We start from the raw sequence: 13,392 nt of genomic DNA, 5'->3' as shown, positions 1-13,392 counted from the left end.
ACCGTCTGGGGGTTCGTCGTATCGGCAGCGGAACCGGCATCCCCGGCGCTCAATGCCCGCACTCCGGCGGTGGCGCCTCAAGCGAAACCCGCGCCGACCGCAGAAACTCTGTCGTCAATCGAGTCGGCATACAGCGAGCGGGCGGGCTCCGTCCTTCTCCAGTTCGGCTACGACCAGTTCGGCGAGGAGCCGCCACGGCGGGATGGATCGGGCGGCGTGCAGGCTGATTACACGCTGGGTCCGGGCGATGAGCTTCTGGTGACCCTGCGTGGCCAGAAATCCTCCAGCAAACGCCACGTCATCGACGCAACCGGGCTGCTGACCGCGGACGACGTTCGACCCGTCGTGGCGCAAGGCCTGACCCTGGCGGACTTGCGTGCCCAACTGGCGAACGCCGTGACCGCCTCCTTTCCGGACACCGAGGTGTATGTTTCGGTGACCGAAATCCGACGGATCGGTGTTCTGGTGACCGGCGCCGTGGCCCGTCCTGGGCGGCAGGAGGTCGGAGCCTTCGCCACGCTGATCGACGCGCTGACCGCCGCTGGCGGCGTCACCCGCGCTGGATCGCTGCGCCGCATCCGTCTGTTCCATGCCCACGCCGCCGGAGGAACCGTCACCGGAGGCGCCCCATCCAATGGGCTGCCCATCGACCTGTACGATCTGTTCATGACCGGGGACGGCGCGAACGCAGGTATCCGGTTGCGCGACGGCGACCGGGTCTTCGTGCCCCCGCTTGGTCCCACCGTGGCGCTCGCCGGTCCTTTTAAGCGCCCTGGTGTCTACGAGCTTCCACCCGGCGAGGATCGCCTGCCGGTCGCCGTCGCGACAGAGATGGCCGGAGGCCTTCTGCGGCCCGGCTCGCATCGGGCGCTTCGCTACGCAATCGGTCCGAACGGCGAGGAGCGGGTGGAGGAACTGGCTGAGACGGACGCCCCCCCATTGACTGACGGCGACCTGCTGCTGCTGGCCCCCCGCCGCGAGAACCGGAGCGGCGGCCTGCGCCTGGACGGCCATGTCCTGCGCCCCGGCCCAAGGGCGCTGGAGCGAACCCCGACCATCGCGACCCTGGTTACGGCGGCGGATCTGGGGCCGGCGCCCTATCTCCCCTTCGCGGTGCTGGCCTCGACCAGCCCGGACAGCCGCGCGCGCGTTCTCCGGCCAATCGACCTGAGGGCCGTGCTCAACGGCCGTGACCGCCGTCCCCTGGCCGAGAGCGACACTCTCTACGTGCTGGGCGCGGACGAGGTGGATTTCCTGACCTCCGAACCGGTGCTGGACCTGTTGCGCGGCGCGCGCGAGCCGGCTGCGAACGCGTGCCGTGGTCTGGTGGTGCTGGCCCGCGCGTTGACGGCGCAGCCGGATGGTCCGCTTGCCAACGGCCCCCAGGCCCGGGCAGCGGCTGGGCTCACCGGCGGGCGCACACCTTGCCCTCCCCTGTTTGAAGCCGTTCCCGACCTGCTCGTCTTCGCGCTGGAGCATTCCAGCCTGCTGATGGGTGGAGTGGCCCGCCCCGGCTTTTACCCCTCCGCCGCACGAGGAAGCGCCGCGGCACTGGCGCTTGCCGCCGGCGGGCCGGCGTCCGGACCTTACGACGACATACCCATGGTTGGCGGCGCAACGCAGCGCCGTCCGGCGGTGGCCGGAGCCATTCTGGAACCGGACGTCCCCGTCTACGAGTTGACCGGCCATGCCCGCCGTCCCGGCGTCCGCCCCCTGGCCGGAGGCGCCACGCTGCGCGATGCGCTGGCCGGAGGCGACGCCCTGAAGCGGGATGTCTATCCCCTGCTGGGCGTCATCGAACGCTTCGACCGGCGCACCCTCGCCCATCGTCTGTTTCCTTTCTCACCGCGGGAGGTCGCCTCCGGACAGGCCAACCGCGCGCTCGCCGACGGCGATCGGGTGTGGCTGCTCTCCAGCGCCGAGGTCCGTTTGCTGGCCGGTCCCTCGGACAAGGACAGCAAGCCCGAGCCCCCACAGGGGGACGCCGGACCACCCGACGCCGGGCCACCGCTTCCCGACAGCGTCGCGGCGCTGGTGCGGGAACGCGGGGTGCAGGTGCGTGGCGCCGTGCGCGCTCCAGGCACCTATCCGGTGGCGGAAACGGCGACCATTGACGCCCTTATTGCGACCGCCGGCGGCCTCTCCGCGACCGCGGACCTCGCCAGCCTGGAGGTCACCACCACCACCGGCCAGCGCCGCCGCCTGGATCTTCGCGATGGCGCATCCGCCCGGACGGCGTTGCATCCGGGTGACAGCCTGCGCGTCAACCCCACCCCTCGAACGCTGGAGGCGCGGGCGGTCACCATCTCCGGCGCTGTGCGCCGTCCCGGCTCCTACGACGTGGCGCGTGGCGAGACGCTGTCATCACTGATCGACCGGGCCGGCGGCTTGACGGAGGAGGCTTATCCCGCCGGGACCAGCTTCCTGCGCGACAGCGAGCGCAAGCGGGAGCGCGCCTGGTTCGACCAGCAGGCCCGCGACCTGGAACGCTGGATGGTGCAGGAGGTCGAGAAGGGCGAAGCCGCGCGCTCGGACGTGGTCGGGCTGGCCCGGCAACTCGCGACGCAACTGCGTGGGGTGGAGCCGCTGGGCCGCATCGTTGTCGAGGCCGACCCGCAGATGCTGCGCCGGCGACCGGAACTGGACGTGCTTCTGGAGCCGGACGACCGCATTCTGATCCCGAAACGCCCCCTCACCGTCACCGTGACAGGCGAGGTGCTTCATCCGACCGCCGCACAGTTCGTCAGCGGCAAGACCGCCGAAGCCTATCTGCGGGAAGCGGGTGGAGCGAGCCGCAACGCTGACGACGCCCGCATCTTCCTGATTCTGCCGGACGGGCGGGCGCAGCCGCTGTCCCTGTCCTCCTGGAACCACACCGTCACGGCGATCCCGCCCGGCTCCGCCATCGTGGTGCCGCGCGACCCGAAGCCGTTCGACCTGATGGAGTTCTCCAAGAACATCGGCACCATCCTCGGCCAGCTTGCCATTTCAGCGGCGGCCATCGCGGTGATCTCCGAGTGACGGAAGGCGGGGGAACGGTACGCTTGGCCGTGGTGACCGTGGTGCGCGACGACTTGCCCGGCCTGCTCGCCACCCGTGCCAGCCTGCGCGCCCAGACCCTGGCGGCCTACGATTGGTTCGTAGCGGACGGCGGGTCAACCGACGGGACGGCCCGCTGGCTGGCCTGCCACGGGGGCGAGGCCGTCTGGTGGCGCTCGTCGCCCGACCGCGGCCTGTATGACGCCATGAACACTGCGCTGGACGCCATAACCGAACGGGCGCCATCCTGCGGCCCGCCTTGCAGCCACGTCCTGTTCCTCAACGCCGGGGATCGGTTGGCCGACAGTCAGGTGCTGGAGCGGCTTCTTCCCATTTTGACCGCCAGTCCGGCTGCCGGCCTGTTCTACGGGGACTCGCTGGAGGAGCTTCCCGGCGGGTGTCTGGTCGTGAAGCCGGCCCGCTCGCATCGCCGCGCCCTGCTGGGCATGTTCACGCATCACCAAGCCATGGTCTACCGGTTGACCGCCTTGTCGAGCGTCCGATTCGATCTGCGCCACACGCTGGCCGCCGACTATGCGTTCACCTTGACGGTCCTCAAGCAAGGGGACCCGGCGCACCGATTGCCACTTTCGGTATGCATCTTCTCCCCCGGCGGGCGGTCCCAGCGGGAACCGGCGCGTGGCCGGCGGGAGCAGGCGGACATCCGCCGCGAGCTGCTTGGACTGGGCAGTGCTGCCAACGCAACATTGCGGGTATTACAATGGCTTGCTCTTACCGTACGCCAGACAATTCCTTGGCTTTACGCGAAATATCGTTTCTCACCAAATGAACGATCGTTTCTTTCATAAACTTTGCCGGCTGTTTCACGCATCTAGCTATTGATGCGCACGAAAAGTTGCATAGAATTTACTTTCTGAACTAACCAATTTCCCTGGTGGCGGCAACCACCTCCATACTGAGGGTCTATTATGAGTGCCACGAAATCCAAGCTATCACCCGCCCACACGCTGTCACGCCGTGGTGAAGGGCCCAACCCGATCGACATCCACGTCGGCGCCCGGCTGCGGCTGCGCCGCACCCTGCTCGGTCTCAGCCAGGAGAAACTGGGCGAGGCGGTGGGCATCACCTTTCAGCAACTCCAGAAGTACGAGCGCGGGTCCAACCGCATCAGCGCCAGCCGTCTCTTCAACCTGTCGCAGGTTCTGGGCGTCCCGGTCAGCTACTTCTTCGAAGACATGCCGTCGCCGGAGCATATCGCCACCCCGTCGCCCGACATTCCGCCGTCCGAGACGGAAGAGTTCGAGTCGATGGCCCGCCGTGAAACCCTGGAGCTGGTCCGGGCCTATTACCGCATTGAGGACTCCTCCGTGCGCAAGCGCACTTTCGACCTTCTCAAGGCGCTGGGCGGCGAGCGCGCCCTGGACGAGGCGGTGTAAGGCACGGCACCGTCATCCGACCCTCAGTCATCGGTGGACGCGGGAGGCTCGGCCCGCCGCCTCGCGTCCGCGATCTTCACACCAACCTGCCAGTAGTAGAAGGCCCGCGCCAGCGCGTGCTGGAACCCCGGACCACCGTCCAGGAAGCCCAGGCGCCAAACATAGCCATACAGAAAGACCAGAAACGGACGGGCCGGCACCACGTCGAACAAAGCCTTGAGCCATCGGCGCGCACCGCACTCCCAGGCGACCAGATCCCTCATCCGCCCATCGGACCGTAGCGCCGCCTCCCAGTCGGCGTAACGGGCGTGCCGGTCGAACCACGCAGCAACCGGCTTGTCGTCGGCATGGTCCAGGCTATGGCGCAACCGTCCGACGGTTCCGGCGATCACCGGCTGGTAATGGCCCTCGACCTCCCACATGGTGGCGACATCAAGGTCGGGCACGGTCGGAAAGTGCGCTTTCCGGCGGTCGAACAGGGCGAGTTTCCGGTTGCGCGCGCCGAAACGCAGGCGCCGGCCCAAGAACACCGGATGACCGTCGATGAAGTACCCGGTATGCCGCGGCCCCGCGGCCATCAGCGCGGCGATCTCCTCCACCAGCGCGCCGCCGAGTCGCTCGTCCGCATCGACGAACAGGACCCAATCCTGACGGAACGGCAGCCGGTCCAGACACCATTGCTTCTTCTTCGGATACCCCCCGTCCCACCGAAAAGGCACGACCCGCGCGCCCGCCGCTTCGGCAATGGACGGCGTCCCGTCGGTGCTGCCGCTGTCCACCACAAAGCGCTCGGCGAAACGCTTCAGCGCGGGCAGACAGTGGGGGAGGTTGGCCGCCTCGTTGCGGGTCATCACCACGACCGACACGGGGATCATGGAGTCGCCTCCCCACCCGCCTGCCACAGGCGCCGCAGACTGACGACGAGCGCCCCGGCCACCAGTCCAACCAGCGCCGCCACGGGAACGACCGTCAGGGGATTCGGCCAATCCGGGCGCTGCGCCGCGGCGGGCGGTTCGATGGCGTCCGCCGCCAGCGGCAAATCGACCTCGATCATCATGGCGATCCGCTCCTGCTCCGACAGCAGGTCGGCAAGGGCACGGCGATGCTCCGCCACGGTGATCCCGGCCAGACGGGCGCGGACATGGGCAATTTGTGCGGCTGTGCGCCGGGACGCCTCCGCCCGCAGATGGGCGTCGGTCGCCTGGGCCGCGGCGGAAAGAATCCGCAGCGCCATGGCGCGGTCGGGATGGCGCAGCCGCAGGCGCCGCATCGGCCCGCTGCCCACCATGTCAACAGTCAGCCGATCGCGAAGCGCGCTTGTCACCCTCTCTGCGTCTGGCTCCACCCAATCCGACCGGCCAACGAGCGCGAGGAACAACCGCTTGGCGGACGCGACTGGCCCAGGCGCGGGGCGCCAGCCACCCGTCTCCTCGCTCCAGCGGTCGGGAAACAGGCCTCGCAGCAGCGCCGGATCGGCCATCATCCGCTCCGCCACAGGGATGGAGGTGAAAAGTTGGAGGTAGCGCGCGAAGTCCGAGAGGATCTCGTCCCCCGGGCCGGGTTCCGATGCCGCCGCGGCGGTTTCCCGGCCGATCAGAACGGGCAGTCGTGCGCCCATGGCCGCCGCACCGACGCGGGCGGTTGGCCCGATCACCATCACCGCGGTGTATTGCGGAATCACCAGACGCAGGGCAGTCACGGACGCCACCACCCCCAGCACCGTCCCGATGAGCAGGATCGGCCAGCCCTCCCGCATCATCCGCAGGAACCGGCGCAGCCGCAGCCCCGACTCCATCGCCTCGATCTCCAAAGGGGAGCGGCGCAGCGGCATTCCATCAGGCATGGGGCAGACTTCGCCCCGGCAGAACGGCTGCGTTGCGCAGTTTCGTCTGACGCAGTCCATCCGCAAGTGCCGTGAAACGCCGCGCCGCCGCCGTAGCATCCCAGGCCGATGCGACGGAGAGCGCCCGCGCCCCGTGCCCCGCGCACAGGATCGGATCGCCGGCGTAGCGACGAACCGCGTCGGCCAACCCGGCTGCGTCACCCGGCGCCAGTCTTTGCCCGCAACCGTCCAGCATGACCGCCGCGTCGCTGCCCGCCGGCCCCAGGAACAGACAGGGCCGGCCGGCCGCCAGCGCGCCGGCCACCTTGCTGGGCACCAGCAATCCCTCCGCCCGTGGATCCATGGTCGCCAGATGCAGATCCGCGGCGGACAGGCTCTCGGCCAGTCGGTCCGGCGGTTGGAGCGGCAACAGCCGGACGTTCATCAGCCCACGTCGCTCCACCTCCTCCGCCACGGCAGCCCGACGACGCCCCTCGCCAATCAGCAGAATTGCGATGTCGGGATCGCTGTGCGCCAGCAGAGTCGCCGCCTCCAGAACGGCGTCCATCGGGTGGGCCAGCCCCATGTTTCCCGAATAGGCCACAGTGAAGCGGTCGCCCAGCCCGTGCTCCAGCCGGAATGGATTCTCCGCCCGAGGCGCTGACCGGATGCGCGGGTCGGGCCAGTTCGGCAGGACGGTGATCCGTTCGGCCGGCACGCCCGCCGCCGTCAAACGGCCAGCCATGCAGCGCCCGATTGCGACCACCGCGTCGTGGCGGCGAAGCGCCCGAACAGCGGCCCGCTCCGTCATTCGCATCAGCGGTTCCGGCAAGCGGATGCCGAGCACCGGCAGCAACGCCGGGAACACATCCTGGCTCCAATGAATGGCTGCCGCGCCATGGCGGGCGGCGATCAGCGGACCGGCACAAGCCAACAGCGGCGGATCGGTCATGGTCACGACGATGTCGTGCCGTGGCAGGCGCAAAGCCCGCTGAATAAGCCGAACCGCGGCGGCAAGATAGCCGCGGGCGGTCAGCCGCGGATTTCCGGGCTTCGCCCATTCATCAAGCGGAGCATCCCCGCCGGTCCGGCGGACGCTGACGCCGGGCGGCGCGTCGCTGGGGCCGCGGCCGTCCGCAACCACGGTGACCCGCCAGCCCACCGCCGCCATCCGCTCCGCCAAGTCGGACACGCAACGCCCGGTCGCCCCCTTATCCGGAGGAAATACACGGTTTACGAACAGGATGGAGGGTAAGTCCACGGATGAATGTTCTATGAAGTGGATTAACACGCATAAGTATGCATTTCCTTCAGGATGGCGGCAACCGCTTCCGGCGCTCCGCCGCCACCATCGCCAGGGTGAGCAAAAGGCCAGTGTCGAGGTACTTGAAGCTGGTGTGCGCCCCGAGCGCCATCAGCAGTGGCCCCAACACCGCCCAGCCAAGCGCAGGATCGGAGCGGAGAAGCGCCAGCACACGCGGAGCGAGGCCGCCAAGATAGGCAAGCAGCGCGCACAGACCGATCACGCCGGTCTTGGCAAGGGCGTAGGTCACGAGCGTGTGGGTGTAGGACACGCGCCAACCGCCCACCGCCGGATTGGCGAGGAGCGCCCCCCCCCCCTGCCCGAACAGAAAGGCGGCCGGGGAGGACAAGGCCTGCCCGAGTGCGGCCTCCGCCTCCTCCCAACGGGTGTTCGCCCCGGCCAGCCGGGTTTTCTCGGCCACACGTTCCAAGGCGCCAAACAGCGCCTCGGGAAACAACGCCACAAACAGCAGCGCTGCCACCCCCATCCCCAGCCCGGCCAGCGGTGCCCGGCGCAGCCACCACAGCCCCAATGCGGCGAAGGCCATGGCGGCAAGTCCCAGCGCCATCCGATGGACCGCTCCGGCCAGCGCCGCAAGACACAGCAGTCCACCCAGGATCGCAACCGCACCGGCCGCGCGCCGCAGCCACCCGCCATGCATCAGCATCCCTATCCCGAAGGCTGGCAACGCGATGGCGGCGAACAGGACCGATGGAGCGTTGAGAAGATAGACGCCACCATCCGCCATGGCTCGGACACCGACGGCGCCGAATCCCCAATCCGCCTGCCTCCACCAGCGCAACGCGAACCCCACGCCGGCTACCGCCAGACCGCCGGCCAGCAGCCCCACTGCCCGGTCGGGAGCGGCGCGCAGCATCGGCGCCAGCAGCACCGGGAGAAACAGATAAATCAGGGGCACCACGTCGCGCACCATGTCGCCGGGCGCCCAATCCAGCCACACGCCGCGCATCAGCGGGCACCACAACAGCACCGCCAGAGCCAGCACCGCGGGCGTCTCCCACGGCGGCGAATCACACTCCAGCAACGTCTGGCCCGTCGCCACGCACAGGGAACGCAGCAACCCGACACCCAGCACCAGCAGCGCACCAATGGCCGCCTCCGCCAAGCGGATCTCTGCCGGTGCCGGTGCGCTCAGCAGACCATAGAGAACGAGCACCAGGAACAACCCGGCAGCACGCCACAGAGCCATATCCCTTCCGGCCACGTGTTTCCCGCCACCCGTCCGACTCGAACGCATGGCAGGATTTCACGACTCGCCAAAAAAAGGAACGGCCAATCCGAACCGCAGCTATCAGGCGTAGCGCAGCTCAGCCCGGTCGAGACGGTAGAACAACCCTTCCAGAGGATTCAGCCGCAGCGTGCCGGTGATCAGCATCGGGGCCTGGGACTCGCGGACTGGAATCTGGCTGTGGACGTGCAGCATCGTGGACGGGCTGGGCCTATGGCAGGCCGAGCAGGAGATGGGATTGGCGGCGAGGATGAAGCGGTTGTGGGACGGGGCATCACTCAACGGCACCATGAAGCCGCGCACCGTCACCAGCTTTCCCTCCAGCGCCCTGACGCGGGTCGGAAAGACCGGATTGGCAGCAGGCCCTTCCATACGGACCTGCACCAGATCCCGCCACAGCGCCGTAGTGTCATCCAGCGGCAGATGGAACGGCCCGGCGGGATGCGTGGGTTCGCTGGCGTTGGTGGCCCAGATCGCCCAGCCGGCCACCGGGGCCAGCGCGAGCGGCAGCAAAACCTGTCGACGCGACGTCATGGCGGTCCTCCCCCTCGATCCTGCCCGTTTCGGTCGTTCGTTCGACCGTTCATTCGATCGTTGAAGGCGTCCTATGCGGCCTTGTCCCAGACCGCCGTACTTGTGGCCGAATTGTTCCCGAGCCTTCGCCCAAGGTCAACAGGCGAGCGTTAGGCCATACGTAAGATGCCGTCACCCGGCGACTTCGGGCATCGCTTTGCCGACCTATAGGATTGACGCGGCCGCTGACCTATACTTTGTAAGAGCGGCAACCACCGATAAAAACTTTACGAGCGGGAATCAACGCGGCATGCAAAAAGGGTCAGCACCGAAGGACAAGCCGGCGCATCTCCGCCTGTCCGAAGACCAGACCACCGAACTGGCCGACATGTTCCGCCTGATGAGCGATCCCAGCCGGCTGCGCATCATTCTGGCCTGCCTGGACACCTCGACCTCGGTCGGCGACATGGCGGCGGCGCTGGGCCTGTCGCCATCCCTGGTCAGCCATCATCTCCGCCTGCTGCGGGCGGGACGGCTGATCCAGGCGGAACGGCGCGGCAACCGCGTCTTCTACCTGATCACCGACGAGCACATCCGGCGCGTCCTCTCGGACATGGTCGACCATGTGGCGGAGGAAAGCGAAGGCGACCTGGAAACCTGAGGCGGTTCCGGTTGCGGCGGCTTCGGCCGCCACAACCCTTTGAAGCCTTTATAACAAATACGCAATAGGATTTGACCGCCATGCCGGTTGCGCCGCATAGTTCCGATTATGCTGCGGCGCATCAAACCGTTGTTACACGAATGGCCTGAAGGATCGGGCCAGGAAACAAGGGGTGTTGGCATGGAGACGTTCCGCTTCCAGCCGGGGGAAACCCCTGTACTGCTCAGCATCCCGCATGTCGGCACCGTCGTGCCGCCGGACATCGCAACCACCATGACCGACTCCGCGCTGGCGGTGCCGGACACCGACTGGCATCTCGACCGCCTCTATCACTTCGCCCCGGCGCTGGGCATCGGCTTCCTGAAGCCCCTCCTCTCGCGCTATGTGATCGACCTCAACCGCGATCCCGAGGGCGCCATTCCCAATCCCGGCACCAGCAACACCGAGCTCTGCCCCCTCACCACCTTCGATCATCAACCGGTCTATCGCCCGGGGCAGGAACCGGATGCGGCGGAGGTGCAGCGGCGGATCGATGCTTATTGGCGCCCCTATCACGAGCAGCTCAACGGCGAGCTTCAGGCGCTGAAGGAGCGCTTCGGCGTGGCGGTGCTGTTCGACGCCCATTCCATCCGGTCGCGCGTGCCGCGTTTCTTCGACGGGCAGATTCAGGACTTCAGCTTGGGCACGGCGGAAGGGGCCAGCGCCTCGCCGGCTCTGGTCGGCCGGGTGATGAACGTGCTCACCGCGACCGGGCGTTTCTCCTCGGTGCAGAACGGACGCTTCAAGGGCGGCTTCATCACCCGCCGTTACGGCAACCCCGCCGACAACATCCACTCGATCCAGCTCGAACTGTCACAGGCCACCTATATGGATGAGGAGGCTCCCTTCGGCTTCCGCGAGGAGCCGGCGCGTCAGCTCCGTCCGACGCTGGAGCGGCTGCTGAGCCTCGTCGTCGAGTGGGCGTGGGAGAACGCCGCCGGCCGGCGACGCAGCGCTTTCCTGTAACGCCCTGCCCGGCCCTCAGACCATGGGCGGACACGGCAGATCAATGCGAGAGCATTGATTGAAAGGGTGATACGGACGAAGCCTTCAGGCGCCGTCCGTATCAGACCCAGACACCCCGCACATACGGCGTCAACTGCGTATCCTGCATGATGATGTGGTGGACCAGCCAATCCGCCGTAAAAGTGTAGATTCGCTCGGCGTTCTGATGGGTCGGGTCCCGCGTGAAGACCGCGGACAGTTCGCTCAGGGTCCGGACCGCTTCGTGATGCTGGCGGACATGCTCCTCGAATTTCGGATAATGCACGGCCTGCATGATCTTCTCTTCTCGGGCGAAGTGCTGCTGGGTGTATTCCAACAGTTTCATAAGGATCTTCGCAACGCGCACCGGCATGAAGCTGCGCGCATTCAGCGCAGCATCCAATTCGTTCAGATACTCGATCAGGTGCTTGTGATCTTCATCGATGGACGGCTGGCCGACGCTGAGCTGCCGCCTCCACGTAATGACACCCATGAACCCTCCGCACCCTGTCTTCCGCGGCCACCGGGCAATCCTGCCGAAAGCCACCGCATTGAAGGGAAGCGCGCCGCACTTGCGCAACTGAAGATGAAGGTGCGCAACCCGTCAAGGAACCGTAAATACCGGACGCCGCGACCCTTGTTACCGCCGACTCCGCAACCGGCGGCCTTTGCCTGCATTATGAGCGCATTTTCTACAAAACGAACGCATACGATCGTCACATGGCATTTTGCCGCACCAAAACAAAGACGCGAAAAGGCAGGGGAAACGTCATGTTTCCGCCTGCCTTCGCATCGACTTTATGAAGATGAGGCGATGATCGGCCGCCCCAACTTACCTGTCAAACAACGTCCGATCAGCCGACGATCGAATAGCCACAATCCACGTAGGTGGTGCTGCCGGTGATGCCCTTGGCACCGTCCGTCGCCAGGAAGGCGGTGGTGTAACCGACCTCTTCGATGGTGACGAGGCGCTGCTCCGGCGCGCGCTCCGCAGCCTTCTCCATCAGCTCATCGAAATGGGCGATGCCGGAGGCGGCGCGGGTCTTGATCGGGCCGGGGGAAATGGCGTGGACGCGAATGCCCTTCGGGCCCAGCTCCGCCGCCAGATAGCGCACGCTGGCTTCCAGGGCAGCCTTGACCGGACCCATGACGCCGTAATTGTCGATCACGCGGTTGGCGCCGAAATAGGACATGGTGAACAGCGAACCACCGTCCTTCATCAGCGGCTCCGCGTAGCGGGCCATGCGGATGAAGGAGTGGCAGGACACGTCCATCGCCATCTGGAAGCCTTCGCGCGAGCAATCGACGACGCGGCCGTGCAGATCGTCCTTCGGGGCGAAGGCGATGGAATGCAGCGCAAAGTCCAGCTTGCCCCACTTCTGCTCGATCTTCTCGAAGATGGCCTTCAGCTCACCCTCGCCGGTGACGTCCACCGGCTCGAAGATCTCCGCTTCGAGCTGCTGGGCCAGTGGCTCGACGAAGCGCTTCGCCTTGTCGTTGAGGTAGCTGACCGCGAGATCCGCGCCCAGAGCGCGGAAGGCGCGGGCGCAGCCCCACGCGATCGACTGATCGTTGGCGATGCCGAGCACGAGGCCCTTCTTGCCTTCAAGAGTGGCGGCGGCGGGGATGATCGTGGTCATAGGCTGGCTTTCCCGGATTGCAAAGTGGCCGGATTCAGAGTGCGCCAGATCGGATCACTCGAATTGTGCAACGCACCATAATGCAATCGAAGGTCATAGGCAACTTGTTAAAGTCGCAATATATCCGACATTATCGCTTTGTTTATCCGTAACACAGCCTTCACACAGCGAAGACGCGAAGTCCGCAGCGGTAATCCATACCTCTTTCTTGCGTATCCATACCGAGGACCGCAACAAAAACAAAGGCCCCACCTTTCGGAGGGGCCTTTTCGTAGAATCGGCTTCTATGGAACCGCACACGATCAAACGGCGCCGGGCGTGAAGGACGGCGGATCGCTGGCCGGGAAAGATTCCATCGACGCCTCGTCCACCTTCTCCTTCTCGTCGGCGTCATCGTAGATGTCGCCGGGATGGCGGGAGTACCGGTGGACACCCTGATCCACATCCTCGGCAGGGGTGCCCGCCCCGTGATGGCCGCCCAAGTCCTCCATCATCGCCTTGGCCGGGCAATAGCCGGTCAGACCGCGGGCGACCAGGGCGCCACCGGCCAAAGCCAGCGCCGCCCCACCGACGGTCGGACGGCGCAGCCCGAGCACGGCGAGAAGCCCGCCTCCGACCAGCGACACCAGGCGTTCGGTGTGCCCGACGTTGATCATGCGTTCGAGATCGTCCGGCAGGGCCGCGTCGCGGCTGCCCATGCCCTTTTGGCTCGTCATCGCCATCGCTGCTCTCCTCGATCTTTTTC

13 protein-coding genes are annotated in these 13,392 nt (G+C 66.8%); 5 read left to right on the top strand and 8 right to left on the bottom strand.

The window, feature by feature from the left end:
- The first annotated feature begins 216 nt into the window (after positions 1-216).
- The 3 genes from AMK58_RS07175 to AMK58_RS07165 all read left to right on the top strand — a co-directional run bounded on the left by AMK58_RS07175 (position 217) and on the right by AMK58_RS07165 (position 4,436).
- Positions 217-3,021, top strand: coding sequence for an SLBB domain-containing protein (locus AMK58_RS07175; protein WP_236778069.1), 2,805 nt, complete (start codon positions 217-219; stop codon positions 3,019-3,021).
- A gap of 29 nt (positions 3,022-3,050) precedes the next feature.
- Positions 3,051-3,848: a glycosyltransferase family protein gene (locus tag AMK58_RS07170; protein ID WP_236778201.1), complete on the top strand. Its 798-nt coding sequence runs from the start codon at positions 3,051-3,053 to the stop codon at positions 3,846-3,848.
- A 120-nt stretch (positions 3,849-3,968) separates the two neighbouring features.
- Positions 3,969-4,436, top strand: a complete 468-nt coding sequence (locus AMK58_RS07165; protein ID WP_035673523.1) for a helix-turn-helix domain-containing protein — start codon at positions 3,969-3,971, stop codon at positions 4,434-4,436.
- A 23-nt stretch (positions 4,437-4,459) separates the two neighbouring features.
- Here AMK58_RS07165 and AMK58_RS07160 read toward each other — a convergent pair whose 3' ends face one another.
- From AMK58_RS07160 to AMK58_RS07140, 5 genes are all read right to left on the bottom strand, one after another.
- Positions 4,460-5,311, bottom strand: coding sequence for a glycosyltransferase family 2 protein (locus tag AMK58_RS07160; RefSeq protein ID WP_035673521.1), 852 nt, complete (start codon positions 5,309-5,311; stop codon positions 4,460-4,462).
- Positions 5,308-6,279, bottom strand: coding sequence for a hypothetical protein (locus AMK58_RS07155; protein WP_035673639.1), 972 nt, complete (start codon positions 6,277-6,279; stop codon positions 5,308-5,310). Before AMK58_RS07155 ends, AMK58_RS07160 begins: the two co-directional genes overlap by 4 nt.
- Positions 6,272-7,519, bottom strand: a complete 1,248-nt coding sequence (locus tag AMK58_RS07150; RefSeq protein WP_338128665.1) for a glycosyltransferase family 4 protein — start codon at positions 7,517-7,519, stop codon at positions 6,272-6,274. Before AMK58_RS07150 ends, AMK58_RS07155 begins: the two co-directional genes overlap by 8 nt.
- 49 nt (positions 7,520-7,568) lie before the next feature.
- Positions 7,569-8,738 (bottom strand): hypothetical protein, encoded by a 1,170-nt coding sequence (locus tag AMK58_RS07145; RefSeq protein ID WP_236778067.1) that lies wholly within the window; start codon positions 8,736-8,738, stop codon positions 7,569-7,571.
- Positions 8,739-8,873: 135 nt separating this feature from the next.
- Positions 8,874-9,344, bottom strand: a complete 471-nt coding sequence (locus AMK58_RS07140) for a DUF3299 domain-containing protein (protein WP_035673515.1) — start codon at positions 9,342-9,344, stop codon at positions 8,874-8,876.
- 289 nt (positions 9,345-9,633) lie between these two features.
- Between AMK58_RS07140 and AMK58_RS07135 the strand changes: the two genes are divergently transcribed.
- The gene (locus AMK58_RS07135; protein WP_051140220.1) at positions 9,634-9,984 is read left to right on the top strand and encodes an ArsR/SmtB family transcription factor; all 351 of its coding nucleotides are present in this window, start codon (positions 9,634-9,636) and stop codon (positions 9,982-9,984) included.
- A gap of 180 nt (positions 9,985-10,164) precedes the next feature.
- On the top strand, positions 10,165-10,989 hold the full coding sequence (gene hutG / locus AMK58_RS07130) for an N-formylglutamate deformylase (RefSeq protein ID WP_035673512.1): 825 nt from the start codon (positions 10,165-10,167) through the stop codon (positions 10,987-10,989).
- Positions 10,990-11,089: 100 nt separating this feature from the next.
- Here the strand turns inward: hutG and AMK58_RS07125 are convergent, their stop codons facing one another.
- From AMK58_RS07125 to AMK58_RS07115, 3 genes are all read right to left on the bottom strand, one after another.
- Positions 11,090-11,500, bottom strand: coding sequence for a bacteriohemerythrin (locus tag AMK58_RS07125; RefSeq protein WP_035673510.1), 411 nt, complete (start codon positions 11,498-11,500; stop codon positions 11,090-11,092).
- A 361-nt stretch (positions 11,501-11,861) separates the two neighbouring features.
- Positions 11,862-12,647: an enoyl-ACP reductase FabI gene (fabI, locus tag AMK58_RS07120; protein WP_014240318.1), complete on the bottom strand. Its 786-nt coding sequence runs from the start codon at positions 12,645-12,647 to the stop codon at positions 11,862-11,864.
- 302 nt (positions 12,648-12,949) lie between these two features.
- On the bottom strand, positions 12,950-13,369 hold the full coding sequence (locus tag AMK58_RS07115; RefSeq protein ID WP_079285464.1) for a YgaP-like transmembrane domain: 420 nt from the start codon (positions 13,367-13,369) through the stop codon (positions 12,950-12,952).
- Positions 13,370-13,392: the final 23 nt, after the last annotated feature.

It is taken from the genome of Azospirillum brasilense (assembly GCF_001315015.1).
Lineage (GTDB): Bacteria > Pseudomonadota > Alphaproteobacteria > Azospirillales > Azospirillaceae > Azospirillum > Azospirillum brasilense.
Note: the sequence above shows the minus strand (reverse complement) of the source record. Positions and strands in the feature narration are given on the sequence as shown.